This is a genomic window from Kutzneria sp. NPDC051319 (genome assembly GCF_040682195.1).
Classification (GTDB): domain Bacteria; phylum Actinomycetota; class Actinomycetes; order Mycobacteriales; family Pseudonocardiaceae; genus Kutzneria.
Map to the genome: position 1 here is coordinate 22921 of NZ_JBFBAM010000002.1, position 21850 is coordinate 44770.

Sequence of the window (21850 nt, forward strand, 5' to 3'; positions counted from 1 at the left end):
TAGGGTCGGCCGAGTGATTGACGAGCCGATGGGGCTGTTCCACGACGTGGCCGCGACCGTGCCGGCGTACGGCAAGTTCCTGGCCGAGCGCGGGATCGATCCGGCCAAGGTGACCGGATTCGCCGAGCTGCCGCTGCTGGACAAGAACTCCTACCATCGGCGGTATCCGCTGCCGCAGCTGTGCCGTGACGGCCGGCTGGACGCGCTGGACATGATCGCCGTCTCCTCCGGGTCGAGCGGGGAGCCCACGATCTGGCCCCGGTCGGTCCAGGACGAGGTCCACATCACCGCGCGGTTCGAGCAGATCTTCCGTGACGGCTTCGACGCCGCCGGCAGGTCGACGCTGGCGGTGATCTGCTTCCCGCTGGGCACCTGGGTCGGCGGCCTGTTCACGCTGGCCTGCGTGCGGCACCTGGCGGCCAGGGGCTACCGGATCACCACGGTCGCGCCGGGCAACAACAAGGCCGAGATCCTGCGGGTGATCCCGGAGCTGGCCCAGCACTTCGACCAGACGGTCCTGCTGGGCTACCCGCCGTTCGTCAAGGACGTCATCGACTCCGGCGAACACTGGAACCGGTACCACGTCAAACTGGTGCTGGCCGGCGAGGTGTTCAGCGAGGAGTGGCGCGACCTGGTGTCTCAGCGGGCGGCCATCGAGGACCCGATCCGTCACGTGGCCTCGCTGTACGGCACGGCCGACGCCGGCGTCCTGGGCAACGAGACGGCGCTTTCCGTCAGCATCAGGCGTTTTCTGGCCGGCCGGCCGGACCTGGCCCGTGAGCTGTTCGGCGACTCCCGGCTGCCGACGCTGGTGCAGTACGACCCGGCCAGCCGGTACTTCGAGACGCACGAGGGCACGCTGCTGTTCAGCGGTGACAACGGAATCCCGCTGATCCGCTACCACATCGCCGACGAGGGCGGCGTCATCGGGCACGCCGAGATGCTGGAGTTCTGCCGTGCCAACGGTTTCGAGCCGCCGGAGGGCGACGAGCTGCCGTTCGTCTTCGTGTTCGGCCGGTCCCTGTTCACGGTGTCGTTCTTCGGCGCCAACGTGTATCCGGAGAACGTGACCGTCGGCCTGGAGCAGCCGGGCATCAGCGACTTCGTGACGGGCAAGTTCGTGCTGGAGGCGGTCGAGGACGACAACCGCGACCGACGGCTGCGGATCACCGTCGAGCTGGCGCCGGGCAGGACCGGCGACGTCGATGCGGTGGCTGTCTCGATCCGGGACCAGCTGCTCCGGCTGAACAGCGAGTTCGCCCACTACGTGCCGGCCGAGCGGCAGCTGCCCGAGGTGGAGCTGCGGCCGGCCGGCGACCCCGAGTACTTCCCGGTCGGCGTGAAGCACCGGTACACCCGAACCGGCCGCTGAGCTCCCTCAGGCGGGCGAGGCCGCGACGTCCAGATTCCGGGCCGTCGACGCGAGAATGAGGTCGAGCCCGAACCGGAACCGGGTCTCGTACTCGTCGTCGGCCAGGTGCGGCAGCACCAGCGCCAGCGACGGGAACCGCCCGGTGCCGGCCACCTCGTCGGCCAGCGTGCCCGGGGTGCCCTGTTCCTCCTGCACCAGCCCCAACGTGAAGTAGATGATCGTCCAACACGTCCACGCCGCGGCCGGGGCCGGCAGGCCGCCGTCCAGCAGCGCGGCCACGAGCGTGTCGGCGGCGGCCAGCGTGGCCGGCTCCGCGCCGAAGGTGCTGCCGACCAGCCGGCCGCCGTCCCGATGCGACAACAGCGCCCGCCGATAACGGTGCGCCAGGGCGCTGACCCGTTCCCGCCAGTCCTCCGGCAGGCCGTCCAGGTCGATCTCGGCCAGCACCGCGTCGGCCATCAGGTCGTGCAGCCGGGCCTTGGTCTTCACGTGCCAGGACACGGTGTTCAGCCGCACGCCGATCCGCGCCGCCACCGCCCGCAGCGTCACGGCGTCGAAACCGGACTCGTCCAGCAGTTCCAGCGCGGTCCGCACGATCACGTCCAGCTGCGACGGGGATTCCCGGCCCCGCAACGGCGGCCGCGCGCCGGACCGGCGCATCCGGTCCAGGGCAACCGAATCCCGGTCCCGCTGGACCGGGGCCGGCAGCGCGCTCGGCCGGTCCCGCGCCACCCGCAGGCCGTCCAGCAGGAAACCGACCGCCCGCTGGCGCAGATCGCCCGCCGCCTGCACGGACAACGCCAGCGGCATCAGGTCGGACGGCTCGAAGTCGGCCCGCAGCTGCCCGGCCTCCTTGGCCCGCAGCACCAGCGCCGCCACGTGCTCGGCGATGCGGTGCTGGGCGGCCTCGACCAGATCCACCAGGCCGGTGCGGGCACAGCCCAGTATCTCCGCGTAGGAACCGGTGAGCAGCTCGTGCCAGCCCTTGTCGGCGGCGATGTCCACCGCCATGCGCTCCAGGAACGCGGCCATCCCCGTCCACGGGTCGGTCGCGACGGCGGCGACCCGGGCCAGCTCCTCGGCCTCGGTCACCCGCGCCGCGTACACGCCGTGCACCAGGTCGTCCTTGCTCGCGAACCACCGGTACACCGTGGCCACACCGACGTCGGCCTGCTTGGCGACGTCGGCGAGGGTGGCCGACAGGCCCTGCGACGCGAACACCTCGGCCGCCGCGTCCAGGATGCGGGTCTCGCGCATGGGCCCAGCGTACCGCAGATGGGTCGCTCCACAGTGGACGACTAGTGACCAGCCGCCCGGCGGCGGTGTCCCTCCGCGTACGCCCGCTTCCGGTACGCCAGCACGGGATCGTCCGAAAGCTCTATCCCGTCGGTCAACCGGGTCGGATCGAACACGCTCCGGTCCCAGAACTCCTGGTCCGCCACCGGTTTCGAGATCACCAGGCGGCCGGCGTCGATCTCCGGCCGGTCGGACGGCCAGGCCTGCGTCGGATCGGCGGTCGGGTCCTCCGGCCCGGCGAACTGCACCATGAGGCGGAAGGAGACCGGCAGGCGCTCGGTCACCTCGTCCAGCAGGTGACCCGGCCCCCAGTCGGCGGTGTCGGCCGCCGTCAGGTGGCGCAGTCCGGCCTCGGGTTCCCAGCGGTAGCGCACGAACCGGCGCACGCCGTCCGGGCCCACCCAGACGAACGCGTGCTGGGCCCAGAACCGGATGGTGGCGTAGCTTTCCGGCACGGGGATGGTGGCCGCCTCCTGGAAGGCGTTGACGGACTCCGGGTTCGCGGTGATGAACGCGATCACGGCGTCGGCCCGCTCCTGGCTGTCCCGCGGCTTGTCGGTCAGCGCCCGGGTCATGTCCAGGAACTTGGCCGGCGTGGACGCCATGAACACCGGCACGTTGAGCGACACCAGGTCCGTCTCCGGCGACAGGAACTTCACCGACATGCCCCGCACCACCGTGGCGCCGCCGTCCGGCTCGCCCGGATCGCCGGCGGTGTTGGAGTAGCGGACGATCGCCGGCGTCGGCTCGGCCGCCAGGTGCTCGGCCGTGGTGTACGCGGCGGCCGCGCCGGACGGGGTGAACACGGCGTCGTAGCAGCGGCCGAGGGCGTGGGCCCGGCGGAAACCGGGATGCAGCCCGGACATCCGCTCCATCGCGTCGACAACGGTCACGGGGTCGGTCAAGGTAGCGCTCCGAGGATCAGGCCGGCGACCAGCTCGGGCTTCTCGTTGGGCAGGAACCAACTCGTGCCCGGCACGGTCACCACCGTGGTGGTGGCACAGGCGGTCAGGATGCGGCGTTCGGCCGCGGTGAGCCCGCCGTCACCGCGTTCGGCGTGCACGACCCAGGCCGGCACACCGGTGTCGCACAGCCGCGAGGCGACGGACCCGTGTCCCCGAAGGTAGTCCAGATACGCCCGGATCAGCCGCCTGATCTGGCCCGGACTGTTCTTCCGCACCTCGTTTCCGAGCACGTTTCGCCGCTCCGGCGGCAGTTGTGCGGCACTGAGCGCCACATCCGTGAATCCCAGCATGATCCGGTACGGCAGCGAGCCCAGCACGAGCGCCAGCCGGTCGAGCACGCGCAGCGTCAGCAGCTCGTCGCGGACGGAGAAACTGGGCCCCAGCAGGACGATCGGGCCGGTGAAGCCCTCGGTCGCGGCCATTTCCAGCGCCACGTTGGCGCCCATGCTGTAACCCAGCACCACCGCGCAGTCGTGCTCGCCTGCCAGCTTCATGGCCTCGTGCGCGCACGCCTCGACGCCGGGATCGTCCGGCGGCGGCGAACCGCCGTGGCCGGGCAGCGTGGCGGCGACCAGTTTGAGGCCGGCCAGTTCGGGCCTGGCCACCACTTCGGCGTAGAACTCGGCGGTGCTCAGCCCGCCCGACAGCAGCAGCACGGAGGCCGCCGCGTCGCGCGGGCCGTGCACCCGAATGTCCCACTCCATGGCGTCCCCCCGGTTCACGCCATGGTAGTTCGTCCAACCGGGACCGGTCAGTACCCGTCGTGGTGACGCAGCCAGCTCATGCTGCTGCCGCGGCCCAGCGGAGTGAGGTCCAGGTAGTTGTCGATGGTGTGGACCATGTCCATCGCCTCCCCGAAGCCCGAGTAGGTGTGGTAGATGTCGTCGCCCTCGCGGAGGAAGACGCTGGCGCCACCCTGCTCCGTTTTGTCCACTGTCGCCGAGAAATCGTCGTTGAAGTCGCTGTCGTGCGAGGAGTACCACGGCACGGTCCAGCCCATGCGCTCGCGGAACGGCAGGATCTTCTCGATCGGGGCCCGGGACACCAGGGCCAGCGTGGTGTCGCGGACGTGCAGGTGCGACAGGTGGCCGATGTTGTCGACCAGGTAGGAACACCACTTGCAGCCCTGCTGCCAGCTCGGGTCGAACATGAAGTGGTAGACGATGAGCTGGCGGCGGCCCTCGAACAGGTCGGGCAGGCTCACCTCGCCGTCGGCGCCCCGGAAGACGTACTTCTTGTCCACGCGGACCATCGGCAGCTGCTGGCGGGCGGTGCGGACGGACTCCTGGACGGCGGCCAGCTCCTGCTCACGGACCTGCAGCTCCTTGAGCGCGGCCTGCCACTGCTCGGGCTCCACAACCTTCATCACGGCTCCTTTTCGGGTCGGTCACCCCTTGGTCGGAGCCGGTTCGCGATTCTCTACACGATCCGGCCGGCGGATTTCACCTGCCGCCCCAGCGGGGCCGTGTCGACCTGGAGCACGCCCGGCAGGCCGCCGATCCGGTCGGCCAGGTAGTCGTAGAGCTCGTCGAGGTCGCGCACGACCAGGAAGGCGAAGATGTTGCTGGCGCCGGTGGTGGCGGCCGCGAAGGCGATCTCCCGGTGCCCGGCAAGCGTTTGCGCCACGGTGTTCAGCGCCGCCGGGCGCACGGTCAGCCAGATGACGGCCTGACAGCCGTAGCCGAACAGCGCGGGATCGATGTCCACGTCCAGGTACAGGATCTCGGCCGCCAGCAGCTCGGCCAGGCGCCGACGGACGGTGGATTCCGACCAGCCGGTCACTGCGGCCAGGCGTGGGTAGGTCGTGCGGCCGTCGATGGCCAGCGCGCCGAGCAGGGCCCAGTCCTGAGTGGTGAGGTCGCCGACGGGGCCGGCTTCGGTGTGGGGTGGGCGGATCGCCTCGATCTGGTCGCTGGTCAACTCGGAGACGCGGCCGGGCCAGCCGCCGACGCCGGCCAGCTCGCGGAGCATGCAGTGCGCCGTCACGCCGTTGATGCGGGGCGTGCGGGCCAGGCGTTCCAGCAGCAGGTAGTCCTCGCCCGTGCGGATCCGGGTGATGCAGGTGATCTCCGTGCCGCCGGAGAGGATGGCCACCCAGCTGGTGTCGTCGCGGCGGGCCAGGGCCGCGGCCACGGTGGCGGCCGCGTCGGGGGCGCATCTGATGCGCACCAGCCAGTCCACGTGGCCGGCCCGGCGGGCGTTGACCACGCCGACCACGCGCAGGCCCGCCGCGCGGAGTTGGTGGTAGCGGTGGGCGATCGTGCGATCGGAGCGGTCCAGTGCCGCGGCGATCCGGCTGAACGAGGCGCGGCCGTCCACGCCGAGCGCATGCACCAGCTGCCGGTCGAGTGAATCCACCAGAACAGGGTAGTTGCACTTCGGATTCCGTCAGGGATGCCGTTGGCAGTGGCTCGTTCGGTCTTGCGGCGGCAGGCTCTGGCCCATGAACGAACTCGACCAGGTAGCCCTCACCGGCCGGCTGACCGCGGCGCTGCGGGCGCTGGAGTCCCGGCGTCCCGATCACCTGTTCGTGGATCCTTTCGCCGACCGCCTCGCCGGCGACGTCGGCCGTCAGCTCATGGTGGAGTTCGGCGAGAACTCCACCATCGCCGTGCGGACGAGGTTTCTCGACGACCGGCTGACCGCGCTGCGTCCCGAGCAGTTGGTGATCGTCGCCGCCGGCATGGACTCGCGGGCCTATCGGCTCGACGTGCTGCGGGACGCTGTCGTGTACGAGCTGGATCGACCGGAGGTGTTGCGGCTCAAGGAAGAGCTCATCGCCGCGCCGCCTCTGGGCGAACGCCACGACGTCGGCGTCGACCTGGCCGCATCGTGGGCGCCCGCCCTGCTGGACGCCGGTTTCGACGCGTCACGGCCGACGGTGTGGACCGTGGAGGGTCTGGTCCAGTACCTGACCGCCGACGACGTCCGCCGGCTGATCGACGGCATCACCGAGCTGTCGGCGCCCGGCAGCCGGTTGCTCATCGACTTCGTCGGTCAGTCCCTTCTGGACAGTGCGGCGATGCGGCCCATGCTGGAGCGGTTCGCCGGCCTGGACATGACCTGGCGGTTCGGCACCGACGAGCCCGAGTCGCTGCTCGACGGCTGGTCGTGTGAGACGTCCCTGTTCGACGCCGTCGGCAGTTCGTACGGGCGGTGGGGATACCCCGAGGTTCCCCGGGGCACCCCCGGCGTCGGCCACGGCTACCTGGTGCAGGCGTCCCGTGTGGACGGTCAGAGGGCGTAGACCTGGCCCGTCTGCAGGCCTTCGACCGAGCGGACGTAGGCCTGGGCCACGTCGGCCAGCGACACCGAGCCCATGCCCGGGAAGAACTCGCCGTAGCCGTCCAGCGCCTCGGTGAACACGTTCGGGCTCACCGCGTTGATCCGCCGCGGCGCGATCTCGATCGCCGCCGCCCGGACGAACGCCTCCAGCGCGCCGTTGGCCAGCGACGCCGCCGCCCCCGTGCGGATCGGTTCCCGGGCCAGGATGCCCGTGATCAGCGTGAACGATCCGCGCGGCGCCACATGGCCCAGGCCCTCGCGCACCAGGTTCACCTGGGCCAGCGCCTTGCCCGTCAGCGCCGCCTGGTAGTCGTCCAGCGTCAGCTCTTCGATGGGCTTGAACGGCGTCGTGCCCGCCGTGAACGCCACCGCGTCCACCTGGCCCACCTGGCCGTACATGTCCGCGACCTGCGCCGGATCCGTGACGTCGTACCGGAGGTCGCCGCCGCTGCGGGCCACCGTCACCACCTCGTGCTTGCGCGCGGCCAGTTCCTCGTGCACCGCCGTGCCCAGCTTGCCCGTCGCACCCACCAGCAGAATCCTCATAGCCCCACGGTAGATGCTCGGCCGGCGGTGAGGTGTCTCCGAGGCCCGCGCCACAGCTCCGAAGACGCACGCTGCATCACCCGTGCGAACGGGTCCGTCGGATCGAACGTGACCACCTGCGCGCGCGGGCGGATCGCCTTGAAGTGGCCGAACTCCTGATGTCTCCTCGTGGAAGCGGTGAATCCGGATAACAGGAGAACTGGTGAGAATTCGAAATATCGGTGCGACCGTGGCCGCGTTGGCGCTGTCCGCGGTGTCGCTGACGATGGCCGGGCCGGCGGCCCAGGCCGAGAACGCCCTCAAATTCGACATCCCGGCGGGGCCGGGTTGTGGCTTCGAGATCTGCACATGGGGCGACGACAACTACAAGGCGCCCTTCGGTGTTTCCGCCGGGATCAACGGAGGGCTGGTCAACAACTTCGGAAATGGCGGCAACCCTCTCGGGGGAGGCCAGCAGCGCTATGACGACGTGATCTCGTCGATCGTGAACACGACCGGTCACACCGTGTGCTTCTACTCCGACCCCTTCGGGAAGGGGTTGGAGTTCAAGATCCACGGTTTCGAGAAGTGGCCCGGTCTGCCGAGCTGGATCAACGACAAGATCTCGTCGATGAAGTACTGCTGAGCGAGCCGGTGCCGCCACGCGGCTCGTCGGTTCGGCGCCGGCATCAGCCTGTGCCGGTGTCGAACCGCCGTCGCGGGCACCGTCCGATCAGGACAGCAGGGAGACCTCGGTCAGGGCGTGGGTGGTCGGGCTGAGGGACTGGATGACCGGAGGAACACGCAGGTCGTCATCGGCGAAGGCGGCCTGGAGGGCGGACGGGGCGAGGGCCGCGAGCTCGTCGGCGCGGGAGGCGTCGGACGGGCTGACGGTCGGGTCGAGGTTCATGCCGCCCCAGATGTCCCACAGCAGCATCTCGTGCCGGTTGAGGGCGGCGATGTCGAGGGCCAGGTTGTGGCGGGCGTAGGGGAGACCGCGCAGGAAGGGCTCGACCAGGTCGGGGGCGACGACGCGGGAAGGATCCAGGGCCCCGGAGCGCAGCGCGCGCCAGGCGTCGGGGGCGACGAGGAAACGGTCGCGGGGGACGTCGAGGACGTCGACGGGCAGGGCGTTGTCGGCCGGGAACTGGGGGTCGACCAGCCGCCACCGAGAACCGTCCCAGACCTCGGCGACGACGTGGTCGAGGTGCCAGTCCGCCAGCAGGTAGTCGGCGAAGCCGACCCGGGTGCGGGCGGGGATGCGGTGGTGGCGAAGGAGAGTGACGTACAGCAGGGTGAAGTCGCGGCAACAGCCGAGAATGCGGTCGGTGGGGCGGCGAGGGGCGCCCGAAAGGGTGGGATCGAGCTCCCGGAGGCGACCGAGCATCGCCTCGGCGTAGCGGAGGTCGACCTCGGCCAGCCGGGACGGCTCGAAGCCATGGGCCGTGGGATCGCCGCCGGCCCAGTGGTGGAACACCAGGCCGGAGGCGATGTCCCGCAGCGCGGCGATGTCGGCGGGCGTGTCGTCCAGCCAGTCGCCGTGCCGGCCGGGATCGGAGAATCGGCTCTGCGTCGCGAAGTTCACGGTCCCAGGTCTACGCCCTCACACGGTGTCGGAGTCAAGGGGTGACGACCAACAAGGAGGCCCTGTTCCGAGTCCTCCTCACCAGCGGTCGTGCACCTGGGGCCGGATGCGGCGGTCGTAGAGCTCGGCGATGGCCTTGAGGGTGTCGGCGTCGAGCTCGGGAACCGAGGCCGCGGCGGCGTTGGCCTCGGCCTGGGCGACGTTGCGCGCGCCGGGGATGACGGTGCTGACGCCGGGCTGCTGGATGATCCAGCGCAGGGCGGCCTGGGCCGGGGTGGTGCCGGCGGGGACGAGGGCGGAGAACTCCATGGCCGCCTCGACGCCGGTGTCGTAGTCGACGCCCGAGAAGGTCTCGCCGACGTCGAAGGACTCACCGCGGCGGTTGTAGTTGCGGTGGTCGTCGGCGGCGAAGACGGAGTCGTGGGTGTAGCGGCCGGACAGCAGGCCCGAGGCGAGCGGAACGCGGGCGATGATGCCCACCCCGGCGTCGAGGGCGGCCGGCAGGACCCGCTCCAGGGGCTTGAGGCGGAAGGCGTTGAGAATGATCTGCACGCTGGCGACGTGCTCACGGGCGATGGCGGCGAGGGCCTCGTCGACAGTTTCGACGCTGACGCCGTAAGCAGCGACCCGGCCCTCCTCGACGAGAGTGTCGAGGGCGTCGAACACGCGGTTGGTGGAGTAGGTGACGGTGGGCGGGCAGTGCAGCTGGACCAGGTCCAGGGTGTCCACGCCCAGGTTGGCCCGCGACCGGTCGTTCCACGCGCGGAAGTTGTCCAGGTTGTAGCGCTCGACCTCCTGCGCCTGACGACGGCCCATCTTGGTCGCCACGACCACGCCGGAGTCGGGATTCTCCCGCAGGAAGCGGCCGATGAGCTGCTCGCTGCGCCCGTCGCCGTACACGTCGGCGGTGTCGAAGAAGGTGACGCCGGCCTCGACGGAAGCGGCCAGCACGGCCAGCGCGTCGCCCTCGTCGACCGAACCCCAGTCGGCGCCGAGCTGCCACGTGCCCAGCCCGACGACGGACACCTGATGACCGGTGCGGCCCAAAACCCGTTGCTCCATGCGGCCAGCCTACAAAATCGGATGCGATCGAACACATCGGCTGTTACCGTCCGGATTCCGCTACCTGGGAGGTTCCGTGCGCCGAGTGACGACAGGCCCCATCCGCCGTCGCCCGCTCGCACCCAAGGACGCCTTCTCGCATGCGGATGCTCAATCTCGGTGTCGTCGCGCACGTCGACGCCGGTAAGACCAGCCTCACCGAACGACTTCTGTTCGACTCGGGCGCCATCGAGCGCCTCGGCTCCGTCGACGACGGGGACACCACCACCGACGGCATGGACCTGGAGCGCCGCCGGGGGATCACGATCCGCTCGGCCGTCGCCGCCTTCACCCTGGCCGACCGCCGCGTCCACCTCATCGACACGCCCGGCCACACGGACTTCGTGGCCGAGGTGGAGCGCGCGCTGGGTGTGCTGGACGGCGCGATCCTGGTGCTGTCGGCGGTGGAGGGTGTGCAGGCCCACACCCGGGTGCTCATGCGCACCCTGAAATCGGCCGGCGTGCCCACGATCCTGTTCGTGAACAAGATCGACCGGGTCGGCGCGCGGCACAAGGATCTGCTCCAGGACATCCGGCGAAAGCTCACTCCCGGCGCGATTTCCCTGAACCGTCCGGTGGATCTCGGCACGAAGTCGGCGGACGTCGTCGACCTCGATCCCGACCCGGAGCTGGCCGAGGTGCTGGCCGAGCACAGCGACGCCGCGCTTAAGTCCTATGTGGACGGCATCGACCCGGACCTGCTGCGCGACGAACTCCAAGCGCAGGCCCGGCGCGGACTCGTGCATCCGGTGCTGTTCGGCTCGGCGGTCACCGGAGTCGGTATTGCGGCCCTGCGCAAGGCAATCGTGGACCTGTTGCCGTCCGTCGATCCGGACACCAGCGGCGAGTTGGACGGCGTGGTGTTCGCGGTGGAACACGACAAGGGCCGGTCCGCGGTGGCCCGGCTGTTCACGGGCTCCCTGGCCACGCGTGACCGGGTCACCTTCGCCCGCCGCGACCGATCCGGCGCCCTGGTCACGGAATCCGGCGTCGCCACGGGCGTGAGGGACGTCGACGGTGAGCAGGCGCGGATCCCGGCCGGCGGGATCGCCCGCATCACGGGACTTCCGGGCCTGCGGGTCGGCGACCGGCTCGGCGCGCACGCGGCCGACGGTCGGCACCGATTCCGCCTGCCGACCATGGAAACCATAGTGACGGCCGAATCCCCGGCCAGGCTGTTCGACGGCCTGAGCCGGCTGGCCGACCAGGATCCGCTGATCGACGTGCGACGCGGCCCGAGCCACGGCAGCCTCGTCGTCTCCCTCTACGGCGAGGTGCAGCGCGAGGTGATCGCGACCCGCCTGGCCGAGGAATTCGGTGTCACAGCGGAGTTCTCCCCGCCGCGAGTGGCCTGCGTCGAGCGTGTCGCCGGCACGGGACACGGGCTGATCAGCATGGGGGAGACGGTGCACTGGGCGACGATCGGGCTGCGGGTCGAGCCCGGCGAAGCCGCCGCTTTCCGACTGGAGGCCGAGCGTGGATCACTGCCGGCGGCGTTCATCACCGCCATCGAGGACACGGTCCATGCGACGCTCCAAGAAGGTCTGCACGGCTGGCCGATCCAGGACTGCGTGGTCACGTTGACCCACACCGGATATTGCAGCCCGGTCAGCGTGGCGGCGGACTTCCGCGACCTCACTCCGCTGGTGCTGACCAAGGCGTTGCGACAAGCGGGAACTGTGGTGTGCGAGCCGCTGGAGGAGATCGAGCTGGAGGTTCCCGTGGAGTCGCTGACCATGGTGCAGTCCACCCTGACCAAGCACAACGGCCTGCCGCAGACGCCTTTGCTGGGCAACGGAACGGCGGTGATCGAGGCGGTGCTGCCCACGGCCCGGCTACGGGAGTTCCAACGCCTGCTGCCCGGTCTTACCGGTGGCGAAGGCGTGCTGACCGCGCACTTCGGCGGCTACAAAGCCTTGCGGAACCAGTGATGGGCGTGCGGCTCGGCGTTGAACGGCGGCACCTCCTCGAACCCGGCCGACCGATACAGCGCGATGGCCCCGGTCAGCGACCGGTTCGTATCCAGTCGCATGGCCGAAGCACCTCGCTGCCGCGCAAGGGTTTCCACCTCGGTGAGTAGCCGCCGGCCGAGGCCGAGCCCACGGGCGGAGGAATCCACCCACATGCGCTTCAACTCCCACACGCCCGGCTCCGGCTCGTACAAGGCGACGCAGCCAACGGTTTCCTCGCCGAGCCGGGCCAGCAGCACGACCTCGATCGCCGGCTGGAGGACGGCGTCCGGCGAGAAGCCGTCCTCGAACAACACGGCGAGGTCGGCGAAGTAGGCCTGGAAGCAGGGCAGCACGTCGGGATGGCCGGGGTCGACGGCCTCGACCTCGACCATCCCGACACGCAGCAACTGTGACACTTCGGCCATCGCGGCCACGAGGCGTTCCCGCTGGCGCGGAGACAGCGGGGCCAGGACGGCCTCTGCGACGCCGTCGCTGCGGCGGTCGAGGGCGCGCCGCTCGCGCTTGCCAGCGGTGGTCAGGCGGGCCACCCGCACCCGGCGGTCGGCGGCGTCGGCCTGCACGGTCACGAGACCGTCGGCCTCCAACGAGCGCAGCAGCCGGCTCAGGTAGCCGGAGTCGAGGCCCAGCGTCGCGCGCAGCGTCCGGAGGTCCCGGCCGTCGCCGATCTCCCACAGCAGCCGCGCTTCGCCCAGCGGCCGCGCGCCACCGAGGTAGTGCTCGTTGAGCGCGCCGAACCGCTGCGTGACCGTGCGGCTGAACCGCCGGACCGTCGCCACCACACCCGCGTCCATATCTCTGACTTTAGTCAGACAATATCCGGCGGTCCAGTCCACATCGGCCGCTGCCGGGCCGTCCGAACCGGCGGCGGTCAGCTGAGATCGGTCAGCTTGCCCTTGATCCGCTCGGCGAACTCGCGCTGGTGGGTGGTGGCGAACAGCACGACCGCCTCCCGCCAGCACTCGGCCGCGGCGTCGATGTCCCCGAACGCCAGCAGGATGTCGCCGCTGCGGTCCAGCGTGTCGGCCAGGTGATAGTGGTTGCCGCTCGTCGTGTACAGCCCGCGGCAGGTCGCGAACAGCGCGAGCGCCTCGGCCGGTCGGCCGCTCTGGTCCAGGCTGATGGCGATGTTGGACAGCGTGATCGCCTCGCTGTCCACGTCGCCATGCTCACGGAAGACCGTGACCGCCTGCTCCAGCAGCGCCCGGCCGGCCTCGTTCTCGCGCAGCCGGACCAGGGTCTCGCCCACCTGGCTGCGGGCCTGGGCCGTGAGCACCGGCTGGCCGAGCGGCTCCAGCAGGGCGAGGGCCTGCCGGGCGTGGGGCAGCGCCTCCGCGTAGCGCCGGCCCGTGGAGAACGCGTTGGCCGTGGCGCTGTGCACGATCGCCCGTTCGAGCGCGAGATCGGTGTCGGCCAACAGGTCCAGCGCCCGTTGCAGATGACCGATGCCCTCGTCGATCTGGTGGAACTGCACGCAGGCGCGGCCCAACCCGCGCGAGGCGTGGGCGCGGACGGCGGTGTCGTCGATGTGTTCCGCGGCGGCCAGCGCGAGCCGCCACCCGTCGAAGTCGTCGTCCAGATAGCCCTGCCGCCACCGCAGCGGCGCCAGGAACCAGGCCAGCTGCCACACGACGGCATACTGGCGGCGCCGCATCGCCAGCCGGGCGGTGCCGGCGAGGCACGCGTGCTCGGCGTGGAACCACGCCCACGCCGCATCGTCATCCGGCGGCTCGTAGGCGATCGGTCCCTCGGGCATGGGCGCGAGCACCGGCGGCGCGCGGTGCGGGAACAGCGCGCGCTCCACCGCGTAGGCGCCGTGCATGTAGTAGCCGATCAGGCGGTCCAGCGCCGCGTCGCGGTCGCTCGTGGCCTGCTCGGCGGCGTGCAGTCGCACCAGGTCGTGCATGCGGTAGCGGCCCGGCGAGTTCTGCTGCACCAGCGACACCCGTTCCAGCGCGCGCAGCGCACGGCCGGCATCGGCCCCAATGAGCGCGTCGGCCGCCTGCGCGCTGATGTCCGGCCCCGGCGCGAGCCCGAGCAGCGCGAACAACTGCGCCTCCGGCGGCTTGAGGGCGTCGGTCGACCACGACAGCACGGCACGCACGCTGGCCAGCGGGTCGTCTTCGTCCAAGGCGTTGAGCCGAGCCTCACGCAGCTCGGCGGCCAACGCCGCGAGCGGGAACGCGGGGTACGCCTGCGCACGGCCGGCGACGATGCTCAGCGCCAGCGGCATGCCGGCGCAGCTGTCCACCAGCTCGGTCACGGCGTCACGCTCGGCGGCCACGCGGTCCGCGCCGATGCGCGCGGCCAGCAGTGCTCGGGCATCCCGCGGCGGCAGCGTGTCCACGGTGAGGCGGCGCGCGCCGTGCGAGGCGACGAGGCCCGTGAGCTGATCCCGGCTGGTCACGATGACCGTGCTGGTCGAGCCGGGCAGCAGCGGCGCCACCTGCGCGGAATCGGCGGCGTTGTCCAGCAGCACCAGCATGCGGCGGCCCGCCAGCAGGCTCCGGTACAGCGCCGCCTGCGACTCCACCTCGCTCGGCACAGCCGTGGACGGCACGCCGAGGCCCTCCAGGAACCCGCGCAGCGCCCGTTCCGGGCTCACGGGCCGTCCGGACGGGTCGAAGCCTCGCAGGTTGACGTACAGCTGCCCGTCGGGGAAGCGGTAGGCGTCGCGGTGCGCCCAGTGCAGCGCCAGCCAGGTCTTGCCGATGCCGCCCGCGCCGGACACGACCACCACCGCGCCGGCCTCGTCCAGCCGCGCCAGCTCCGTCGTGCGGCCCACGAAGGCGCGCGGCGGGCTCAGCAGCTGCTGCGGCGCGGGGGCCTTCGCCGGCGCCTCCCCGTGCAGGATGCGCTGGTACTGCTCCTGTAGCTCCAGCCCCGGGTCCACGCCCAGCTCCTCGGCCAGCTGCCGGCGCAGTCGGTCGTACTGCCGCAGCGCATCGGCCTGGCGACCGGTGGCGGCCAGCGCGGCCATCAGCTGGCCGGCCAGCCGCTCGTCCAGCGGGTGCGCCGCCGACAGCGGGTTCAGCGTGGCCAGCACGTCGGCGTAGCGACCGGTGGCGAGGTACTGGTCGGCCAGATCCAGCACGGCGGCGAAGTGCTCGTCGACCAGCGTCTCGCGCAGCCTCACGGCCCACGGCGTGGTCAGCCCGTCCAGCGGCTCGCCGCGCCACAGACCCAGCGCCTGCTCGTGCCGGCCGGCCTCCATGTGCGCGCGGAACTCCAGGAGGTCGACGGTCGTGGGATCCGCCACCAGCCGCTGCCCGCCGCGGACCCGTTCGATCGGGACCTCGGGCAGCGCCTGCCGCAGTCGGGTCAGGTAAGAGGCGAGCGTGCCCCGCGCGGTCGTCGGCGGCCGGTCACCCCACACACGGTCCACCAACTGGTCCGTGGACACGGTCTCGTTCACGTCGACCAGCAGCGCGGCCAGGACGCTGCGCTGCCGCACCGGCCCGACGTCCACGTGCTGCCCGTCCCTCGTCACCCGGACATCACCGAGCAGCTGGAACCGCACGGCGACACCCTAGCGCGTCCCACCACCGTCCCAGCGGCGCGTTGTTCACGCAGGTCACGGCCGGGTGGGACGTGTCAGCCTCCCATCACTCTGTGCCCCGTCGGACCGGGCTGCCAGCGTTCGTGCCGCCGGGAGTCCCCGGCCCTTCACAGCGGGGGATAGAGATGGTCATCAGGGCACTCCTGGCCGGGTTGGTGCTGACGGCGACGACAACGGGTGCGGCTGCGGGGTTCGCACCGGCTGCCGTCGCCGTCTGCGGGCACAGCAGCACACAGCCCTCGCTCAAGCAGGGCGCGACCGGCACCGAGGTGCAGGAAGCCCAGTGCGAGCTCAACCTCGCCACCAAGGCGAGCCGCTACACGCCGATCGGCGCCGACGGCACCTTCGGGCCGGCCACCGACGCCCGTGTGCGGGTGTTCCAGCAGTGCGCCGGCCTCGGCGTGGACGGCGTCGTCGGCCCCAACACGTGGGCGGCGCTGAACACCTGGGCCGCGCACCCGCGCCGCTGTGCCACCACGGGCACCTCCACGGCGGCCCAGTCCGTCGTGTGCGGGCACAGCACCGCGCAGCCGACCCTCAAGCAGGGCGCGACCGGCGCGGACGTCAAAGAGGCGCAGTGCCGGCTGAACCTGGCCATGGAGCCCGGGCACTACGCACCGCTGACGATCGACGGCAACTTCGGCGGCGGCACGCAGGACCGGGTCGAGGACTTCCAGCGCTGCAACAACCTCAGCGCCGACGGCGTGCTCGGGCCGAACACGTGGGCCAAGCTCGTCGACTGGTCCAGCCGCAACACCTACTGCGCGCCGCCCAAGCCCGTGGGTTACGCCGTCGACGGCATCGACACCGCCAAGTACCAGCACCCCGGCGGCGCGGCCATCAACTGGGCGGCCGTGCGCGCCTCCGGCGTCGAGTTCGCCACGGTCAAGGCCACGCGCGGCACCAACGTCACCGACGAGTACCTGGCCACCGACCTGCCGGCCGCGCACAACGCCGGCCTCGACGTCGCGCCGTACCACTACTACACCGCCAGCGCGGCCAATACCGGCGGCGCGCAGGCCGACCGCTTCATCGCGGCCGTCCGCGCCACCGGCTACACCGGCAAGCGCCCCGGCGACCTGCCGCCGGTGTTCGACTTCGAGCGCGCGGACGACGGCACCGGCAACTGCCCGGCCTTCGGCACCGTGGCCGACGCCAAGGCCTGGCTCGACAAGGTGCAGGCCGCTTTCGGTCGCACGCCGATCATCTACACGCAGAAGTCCGTGATCGACGACTGCTACGGCGGCACCACGGCGTTCAGCGGCTACCCCATGCAGCTGGCCGACTACCGCCGCTCCATCACCGCGCCGCCGCTGCCCGCCGGCTCCTCCACGTGGCTGATGTGGCAGTACACCGACGCCGCGATCCCGGACGGCGTGCCCGCCCCGGCCACCGGCGACGTCTTCAACGGCTCCCAGGCGGACCTCGACCACCTGGCCAACAAGTGAGGAGACCGGCCGTGCGGCTCGACGTCCTGACCCTGAGCGCCGTCCTGGCCGCGACGACCGCCGTGGCCACGCCCACGGTCGCCGCTGCCGCCACCACCTGCTACGGCGGCGCGATCACCAAGCACTACGGCGACGGCGCCTTCTTCGGCCCCTACAGCGCCTCCAGCCGCTGCACGGACATCAACCTGCGGCTGACCGCCGGCACCAGCGACTACGTGAACGCCTGCGTGGTGTTCATCGACCACACCAGCCAGTGCAACCGGTGGACCAGGGTGCCCAAGGGCGCCTGGCACACCATCGCCACCGACGTGCTCGACGGCACGCACTTCGAGGTGCTCGTCGGCGTGCCGTTGGAGGGCGACGACGCCACCGTCCAGTTCGCCTTCTAGGAACGGAGTCTCCGCCATGATCCGCAGACTGCTGCCGGCGCTGTTCGGCCTGCCGGTCCTGCTCGGGCTCACCGTGATGCCGGCGCCGGCCCAGGCGGCGACCAGCTGTTACGGCGGCGCGATCTCGTTGACCTACCACTACTCGTCCGCGGCCGTGGAGTACGGGACGTACACCACCTCGTCCCGCTGCAAGGACATCAACATGCGGCTCACCACCGACAACGGCACGTTCCTCGACGCCTGCGTCGTGTTCGTGGACCACACCACGCTGTGCAACAACGACAACGCCTACCAGACCATGGGCCCGCCGTGGCTGACGGTCGCCACCGACGTCAAGGACGGCACCCACTTCAAGCTGCGCGTGCACGCCTACGACATCGACTCGCAGCTGGTGCACTTCCAGCTGGCCTTCTGACCGGGCTTGAAGAAAGGGATAGACGATGAACCTCTCCATGAGCCGCCGGGCGATGCTGCGCGGGGCGCTGGTCGTCGGCGCCGGCGCGGTGCTCGCGCCGACCCTGCTGGCCGGCACGGCGCAGGCCTACACCTGGTCGCGCACCCTCAAGCAGGGCATGAACGGCGCCGACGTGACCGAGCTCCAGATCCGGGTCGCCGGCTGGGCCGCGTCCAGCGCCAGCCAGACCCGGGTCAGCGTTGACGGCGACTTCGGCCCGGGCACGGACGCCGCGGTCAAGCGCTTCCAGGCCGCCTACGGGCTGTCCGTCGACGGTGAGGTCGGCGCCAACACGCAGGCCAAGCTCAACTCGCTGGAGCAGTCCGACGGCTCCACCCTGCACTTCAACTTCAGCGAGTTCACCGACCGTGTCAGCGGCACCTTCAACGGCGGCAAGGTCAGCGCCGCCACGGCCAAGGAGAACGCCCGCCGCTGCATGTACAAGCTGGAGGCGCTGCGCAAGAAGCTGGGCGACAAGCCGATCACCGTGAACTCCGGCTTCCGCTCCATCCAGCACAACGCCGACATCGGCGGGGCCAGCGACAGCATGCACATGTACGGCACCGCGGCCGACCTGGACGTGCCGGGCGTGGCCAACAAGACCGTGTACGAGAAGGCCGAGACGTGCGGCTTCTCCGGCCTGGAGACGTACAACACCGACCACCAGCACGTGGACAGCCGCGCCGACCTCGGCCGCGCCTGGTGGTGGGAGAACGGCACCGTGTGACCGAAAAACTGCGGGCGGCGCTACCTCGATGGGCTGGGGGTCGAGGACAGCGCCGCCTGGCAGGACGGCCAGTCGTGGAAGTCCCGCTTCACGGCCCACAGCTTGTGCGCCGCCTCGATGTTCCACGCCGGGTCGAACGCCTTGAGCGGCGTGCCGTCCTGCTGCTGCAGGCGCATGTCGGAGATCTGGAAGACACCCCAGTTGCGGCTGCCGTTGGTGTTGGGCAGCACGTACAGCGGGTCCAGAAAGGACGCGCAGCGGGCGACGGCCACCGCGGTGTCGGGATCTTCCGTGAAGACCTCACGGATCTTCTGCTCCACCTGCTGCGGGCTCCACGTGGCCATGGACACCGTGCCGGTGTGCAGCGCCTTGCTGGTGGCGGTGTCCACGACGCCCTTGGCCGGCAGGCCGGCCAGCACCTGGAAGGCCGTGACCTTGCGCAGGGTCTCGGGGCCGAAGTCGCTGTCCACGGAGATTTTGGTGCTGGCCTTGAGGAGCAGCGACTGCACCTCGGCCACGCAGTCGTCGTGCTCGCCCATGCTGACGGTCTGGCAGCCGGTGTCCGACAGGCTTTCCGCGTTGCCCGGCGCCCTCGTCACCCAGACCAGGCCCCCGGCCAGCAGCACCACCGCCGCCGCGGCCACGCCGGCATACCAGGACGTGAGCCATTTTCGGGCTTTCGGGGCGGGCGGTGGCACCTCGACCTCGGCCAGGTCCATCTCGGCCAGCGGCGGCGGCGTGTCCCGCTCGGTGTCGGCCAGGGCCCACAGCTGGTGCAGCTCGCGCAGTTCCTCCGCGCTGGCGCCGCAAACCTTGGCGAAGGTGTGCACCACGCGATAGTCGGTCGGCACGCTCAGGCCCGAGCAGTAGCGGTGCAGGCTCGACCCGCTCACCCCGGACTGCTTGCCCAGCCGGTCGAAGCCCCTGCCGCTGCGGTCCTTCAGCATGCGCAGGCACGCGGCGAACTTGTCCGTCTGCGTCGAGGCGATCACGGTCCGACCCCCAGCTGGTCCGCTGATGACAGCACGGAAAGTAGCACCGCAACGGCGTCGCGAACGTGACTTCTTCCCCTTGTCTCGCTAAATCACTGGGCGTCATCGGACCGGCCTGCTAATGTCCTGCGCGCCGTGACCCGACCGAGGAGGTGAGACCCGTGACCGTTGTTACGACGTGGGTGCTCCCACTCCCGATCACGGACGGGCCGACGTAGGTGTCGCCGGGAGCGCTCCCCAGCACTCCCGAAAGGCGACACGCCATGAACTTCACCGCTGACACCACGTACGACGGCATCCTCGAACGCGAGTTCACCGTCGGCGACGTCCCCGGCGTCCTGTGGACACCGGACACCGCTTCGGCCGATGTGCCGCTGGTCCTGTTGGGACACGGCGGCGGCCGGCACAAGAAGGCGCCGGCCATGACCGGCCGCGCCCGGATCCTGGTCGACGCGGGCTTCGCCGCCGCGTGCATCGACGCCCCCGGGCACGGCGACCGGCCGCGCACCGCTCACGACGAGCGGGAGATCGCCCTGATGCAGAAGGCGATGGCCACGGGTGAACCCGTTGGGCCGATCGTCGTCCGCTACAACGGCCATCTCGCCGAACAGGCCGTGCCCGAGTGGCAGGCCACCCTCGACGCGCTACAGGACGTGATCCATGGCCCGGTCGGCTACTTCGGCCTGAACATGGGCACGGCCACGGGCGTGCCGTTGACGGCCGTCGACTCCCGCATCACCGCCGCGGCCTTCGGCCTGTTCTGGCCGGACAACCTGGTCGAGACGGCCCGGAAGATCACCGTGCCGATCGAGTACACACTCCAGTGGGACGACGAGCACATCCCGCGCGAGGCCGGTCTCGCGCTGTTCGACGCCTTCGGCTCGACCGTGAAGTCCTTGCACGCCAACACCGGACGGCACAAGGACCTGCCGCGCTTCGAGGCGGACAGCGCCGTCCGGTTCTTCCTGCGACACCTGATGTAGGCGGTTCCCGACGCCGCGCTCACAACCACCTGAGCGCGGCGTCGGGCGTGTCGTCGGCTCGCTGGTTGAAGGCGATCGCCGCGCTCGGCTGGTGCTGGTGCACGAGGTTGACGACGCGTTCGAACAACAGCAGCAGCGGCTCGTGCTTGCGGATGCCGCCACCGACCACCACGCAGGCATAATTCTTGCGGCCCAACGCTTCCATGATCGGAGCCTCGGGATCGTCCTCCGGGTCCACCAGGCACATGTCGGCCTGGATCCCCAGCTCCTCGAACCGGACGTTGCCGCGGGCGATCGCCTGCTGGACCGGTTCCGGGTCGTAGCCCGGGATCCGGGCCGGGTCGAGCCCGATCACCAGCACCGGCCCCGTGACCTTGTGTGTGTCGGCGGCGGCCTGGATGCCGGCCACGTAACGGTTCCAGGAGTCGGCGTCGCCGAATTCGTCGTGGTCCTCGCCGCCGCGGCAGTCGATCATCTCCCGCACGATGTCGGCGTGGCCGGCGTGCTGGGCGGTGTCGGCCAGGACCCGAGCCAGCAGATGGCCCAACGTCGTGGCGCGCTTCTCCTCGGCCCACCAGGACACGCTGGCCGGGGCGTCGAGGCCGAGCCGCTCGATGGACTCGTCGCTGTGCTTCCAGGCCGTGCGGTACAGATCGAGGATCTCGGCCCGGCTCTCGTCGGCCTTGGCCCACATGTCGGCGCCGTCCCAGACCGACCCGTCCTCGACCCAGGGCAGCGTGACCGGCGCCGGCCGCCCGACGCAGTCGCCGAGGTAGCCGAACTCGCCGCCGAGCGCGTGCTTGACCAGCCCGAGCAGGTTGGTGCCGGACGGCGTGAGCGGCCGCCGGATGTCGTACTCGCTGAGCCCGTCCAGCGCGGACACCAGGCTGTCGCGGGCTTCCTGGAGGTAACGGCGCAGATCGGCGGCGATGTCGGTCACGCCGTCGAACCTAGCCCAGAATCTGCCACACCGCCCCGGCAACGCCAGGCATCGGTCGCGCCGATGCCGGTGAGGTCGGCGATGGACCGGCGGCTGCGGTGCGTGCCGTCCAGCACTGATCCGGCGGGCCGATCCGCCTGCGGGGAAACGAATCCGGCCCGGACGGCGTGGCCGAAGTCGCCGTGGTCGAGGCATGGTCGTGGTCGTCGGTGACGATGAGGGCGGCGAGTCCCTCAGTGCGAAGTTGTTGGCACAGAAG

At 70.9% G+C, this 21850-nt stretch carries 21 protein-coding genes; 9 read left to right on the forward strand and 12 right to left on the reverse strand.

Features of this window, described 5'->3' with window-relative positions:
• The first annotated feature begins 13 nt into the window (after positions 1-13).
• A complete protein-coding gene (locus AB0M73_RS02115) occupies positions 14-1372 on the forward strand; it encodes a phenylacetate--CoA ligase family protein (protein WP_363885747.1) in 1359 nt (452 codons plus the stop codon).
• 6 nt (positions 1373-1378) lie between these two features.
• Here the strand turns inward: AB0M73_RS02115 and AB0M73_RS02120 are convergent, their stop codons facing one another.
• Genes AB0M73_RS02120 through AB0M73_RS02140 form a run of 5 tightly spaced genes read right to left on the reverse strand, consistent with a single transcriptional unit; the run spans position 1379 to position 5991 of the window.
• Entirely contained in the window at positions 1379-2629 is a 1251-nt protein-coding gene (locus AB0M73_RS02120; RefSeq protein WP_363885749.1) for a TetR family transcriptional regulator, read from the reverse strand.
• 41 nt (positions 2630-2670) lie between these two features.
• Positions 2671-3561 (reverse strand): catalase family peroxidase, encoded by an 891-nt coding sequence (locus AB0M73_RS02125; RefSeq protein ID WP_363885751.1) that lies wholly within the window; start codon positions 3559-3561, stop codon positions 2671-2673.
• An 8-nt stretch (positions 3562-3569) separates the two neighbouring features.
• A complete protein-coding gene (locus AB0M73_RS02130; RefSeq protein ID WP_363885753.1) occupies positions 3570-4355 on the reverse strand; it encodes an alpha/beta fold hydrolase in 786 nt (261 codons plus the stop codon).
• Positions 4356-4384: 29 nt separating this feature from the next.
• Complete coding sequence (locus tag AB0M73_RS02135; protein ID WP_363885755.1) at positions 4385-4999, reverse strand: DUF899 domain-containing protein; 615 nt, start codon at positions 4997-4999, stop codon at positions 4385-4387.
• A 53-nt stretch (positions 5000-5052) separates the two neighbouring features.
• Positions 5053-5991, reverse strand: a complete 939-nt coding sequence (locus tag AB0M73_RS02140) for an Lrp/AsnC family transcriptional regulator (protein WP_363885758.1) — start codon at positions 5989-5991, stop codon at positions 5053-5055.
• Between the two features lie 85 nt (positions 5992-6076).
• Between AB0M73_RS02140 and AB0M73_RS02145 the strand changes: the two genes are divergently transcribed.
• Positions 6077-6880 carry an SAM-dependent methyltransferase gene (locus tag AB0M73_RS02145; RefSeq protein WP_363885759.1) on the forward strand — a complete coding sequence of 268 codons (804 nt, stop codon included), beginning with the start codon at positions 6077-6079 and terminating at the stop codon, positions 6878-6880.
• Here AB0M73_RS02145 and AB0M73_RS02150 read toward each other — a convergent pair.
• Positions 6868-7464 (reverse strand): short chain dehydrogenase, encoded by a 597-nt coding sequence (locus AB0M73_RS02150; RefSeq protein WP_363885761.1) that lies wholly within the window; start codon positions 7462-7464, stop codon positions 6868-6870. The genes AB0M73_RS02145 and AB0M73_RS02150 overlap by 13 nt on opposite strands.
• 202 nt (positions 7465-7666) lie before the next feature.
• Between AB0M73_RS02150 and AB0M73_RS02155 the strand changes: the two genes are divergently transcribed.
• A complete protein-coding gene (locus tag AB0M73_RS02155; protein WP_363885763.1) occupies positions 7667-8089 on the forward strand; it encodes a peptidase inhibitor family I36 protein in 423 nt (140 codons plus the stop codon).
• An 87-nt stretch (positions 8090-8176) separates the two neighbouring features.
• On the opposite strand, the gene AB0M73_RS02160 is transcribed toward AB0M73_RS02155, so the two are convergent.
• A complete protein-coding gene (locus tag AB0M73_RS02160) occupies positions 8177-9028 on the reverse strand; it encodes a transglutaminase-like domain-containing protein (RefSeq protein WP_363885765.1) in 852 nt (283 codons plus the stop codon).
• Between the two features lie 78 nt (positions 9029-9106).
• On the reverse strand, positions 9107-10090 hold the full coding sequence (locus AB0M73_RS02165) for an aldo/keto reductase (RefSeq protein WP_363885766.1): 984 nt from the start codon (positions 10088-10090) through the stop codon (positions 9107-9109).
• A 140-nt stretch (positions 10091-10230) separates the two neighbouring features.
• On the opposite strand from AB0M73_RS02165, the gene AB0M73_RS02170 reads away from it, so the two are divergent.
• Positions 10231-12060: a translation factor GTPase family protein gene (locus AB0M73_RS02170; RefSeq protein WP_363885768.1), complete on the forward strand. Its 1830-nt coding sequence runs from the start codon at positions 10231-10233 to the stop codon at positions 12058-12060.
• On the opposite strand, the gene AB0M73_RS02175 is transcribed toward AB0M73_RS02170, so the two are convergent.
• Positions 12036-12893, reverse strand: a complete 858-nt coding sequence (locus tag AB0M73_RS02175; RefSeq protein WP_363885769.1) for a bifunctional helix-turn-helix transcriptional regulator/GNAT family N-acetyltransferase — start codon at positions 12891-12893, stop codon at positions 12036-12038. The genes AB0M73_RS02170 and AB0M73_RS02175 overlap by 25 nt on opposite strands.
• 77 nt (positions 12894-12970) lie before the next feature.
• The gene (locus AB0M73_RS02180) at positions 12971-15619 is read right to left on the reverse strand and encodes a BTAD domain-containing putative transcriptional regulator (RefSeq protein ID WP_363885770.1); all 2649 of its coding nucleotides are present in this window, start codon (positions 15617-15619) and stop codon (positions 12971-12973) included.
• Between the two features lie 164 nt (positions 15620-15783).
• Between AB0M73_RS02180 and AB0M73_RS02185 the strand changes: the two genes are divergently transcribed.
• The 4 genes from AB0M73_RS02185 to AB0M73_RS02200 are packed head-to-tail and all read left to right on the forward strand — an operon-like array spanning position 15784 to position 18676.
• Entirely contained in the window at positions 15784-17106 is a 1323-nt protein-coding gene (locus AB0M73_RS02185; RefSeq protein WP_363885772.1) for a GH25 family lysozyme, read from the forward strand.
• Between the two features lie 11 nt (positions 17107-17117).
• Positions 17118-17495 (forward strand): hypothetical protein, encoded by a 378-nt coding sequence (locus AB0M73_RS02190; RefSeq protein WP_363885774.1) that lies wholly within the window; start codon positions 17118-17120, stop codon positions 17493-17495.
• Positions 17496-17511: 16 nt separating this feature from the next.
• The gene (locus AB0M73_RS02195) at positions 17512-17910 is read left to right on the forward strand and encodes a hypothetical protein (RefSeq protein WP_363885776.1); all 399 of its coding nucleotides are present in this window, start codon (positions 17512-17514) and stop codon (positions 17908-17910) included.
• 25 nt (positions 17911-17935) lie between these two features.
• Positions 17936-18676 carry a D-Ala-D-Ala carboxypeptidase family metallohydrolase gene (locus AB0M73_RS02200; protein ID WP_363885777.1) on the forward strand — a complete coding sequence of 247 codons (741 nt, stop codon included), beginning with the start codon at positions 17936-17938 and terminating at the stop codon, positions 18674-18676.
• Positions 18677-18696: 20 nt separating this feature from the next.
• Here AB0M73_RS02200 and AB0M73_RS02205 read toward each other — a convergent pair whose 3' ends face one another.
• On the reverse strand, positions 18697-19668 hold the full coding sequence (locus AB0M73_RS02205; RefSeq protein WP_363885779.1) for a helix-turn-helix domain-containing protein: 972 nt from the start codon (positions 19666-19668) through the stop codon (positions 18697-18699).
• A 263-nt stretch (positions 19669-19931) separates the two neighbouring features.
• On the opposite strand from AB0M73_RS02205, the gene AB0M73_RS02210 reads away from it, so the two are divergent.
• Positions 19932-20651 (forward strand): alpha/beta hydrolase, encoded by a 720-nt coding sequence (locus AB0M73_RS02210; protein ID WP_363885781.1) that lies wholly within the window; start codon positions 19932-19934, stop codon positions 20649-20651.
• A 19-nt stretch (positions 20652-20670) separates the two neighbouring features.
• Here AB0M73_RS02210 and AB0M73_RS02215 read toward each other — a convergent pair whose 3' ends face one another.
• Positions 20671-21591, reverse strand: coding sequence for a DinB family protein (locus AB0M73_RS02215; RefSeq protein ID WP_363885783.1), 921 nt, complete (start codon positions 21589-21591; stop codon positions 20671-20673).
• Between the last annotated feature and the right edge of the window lie 259 nt (positions 21592-21850).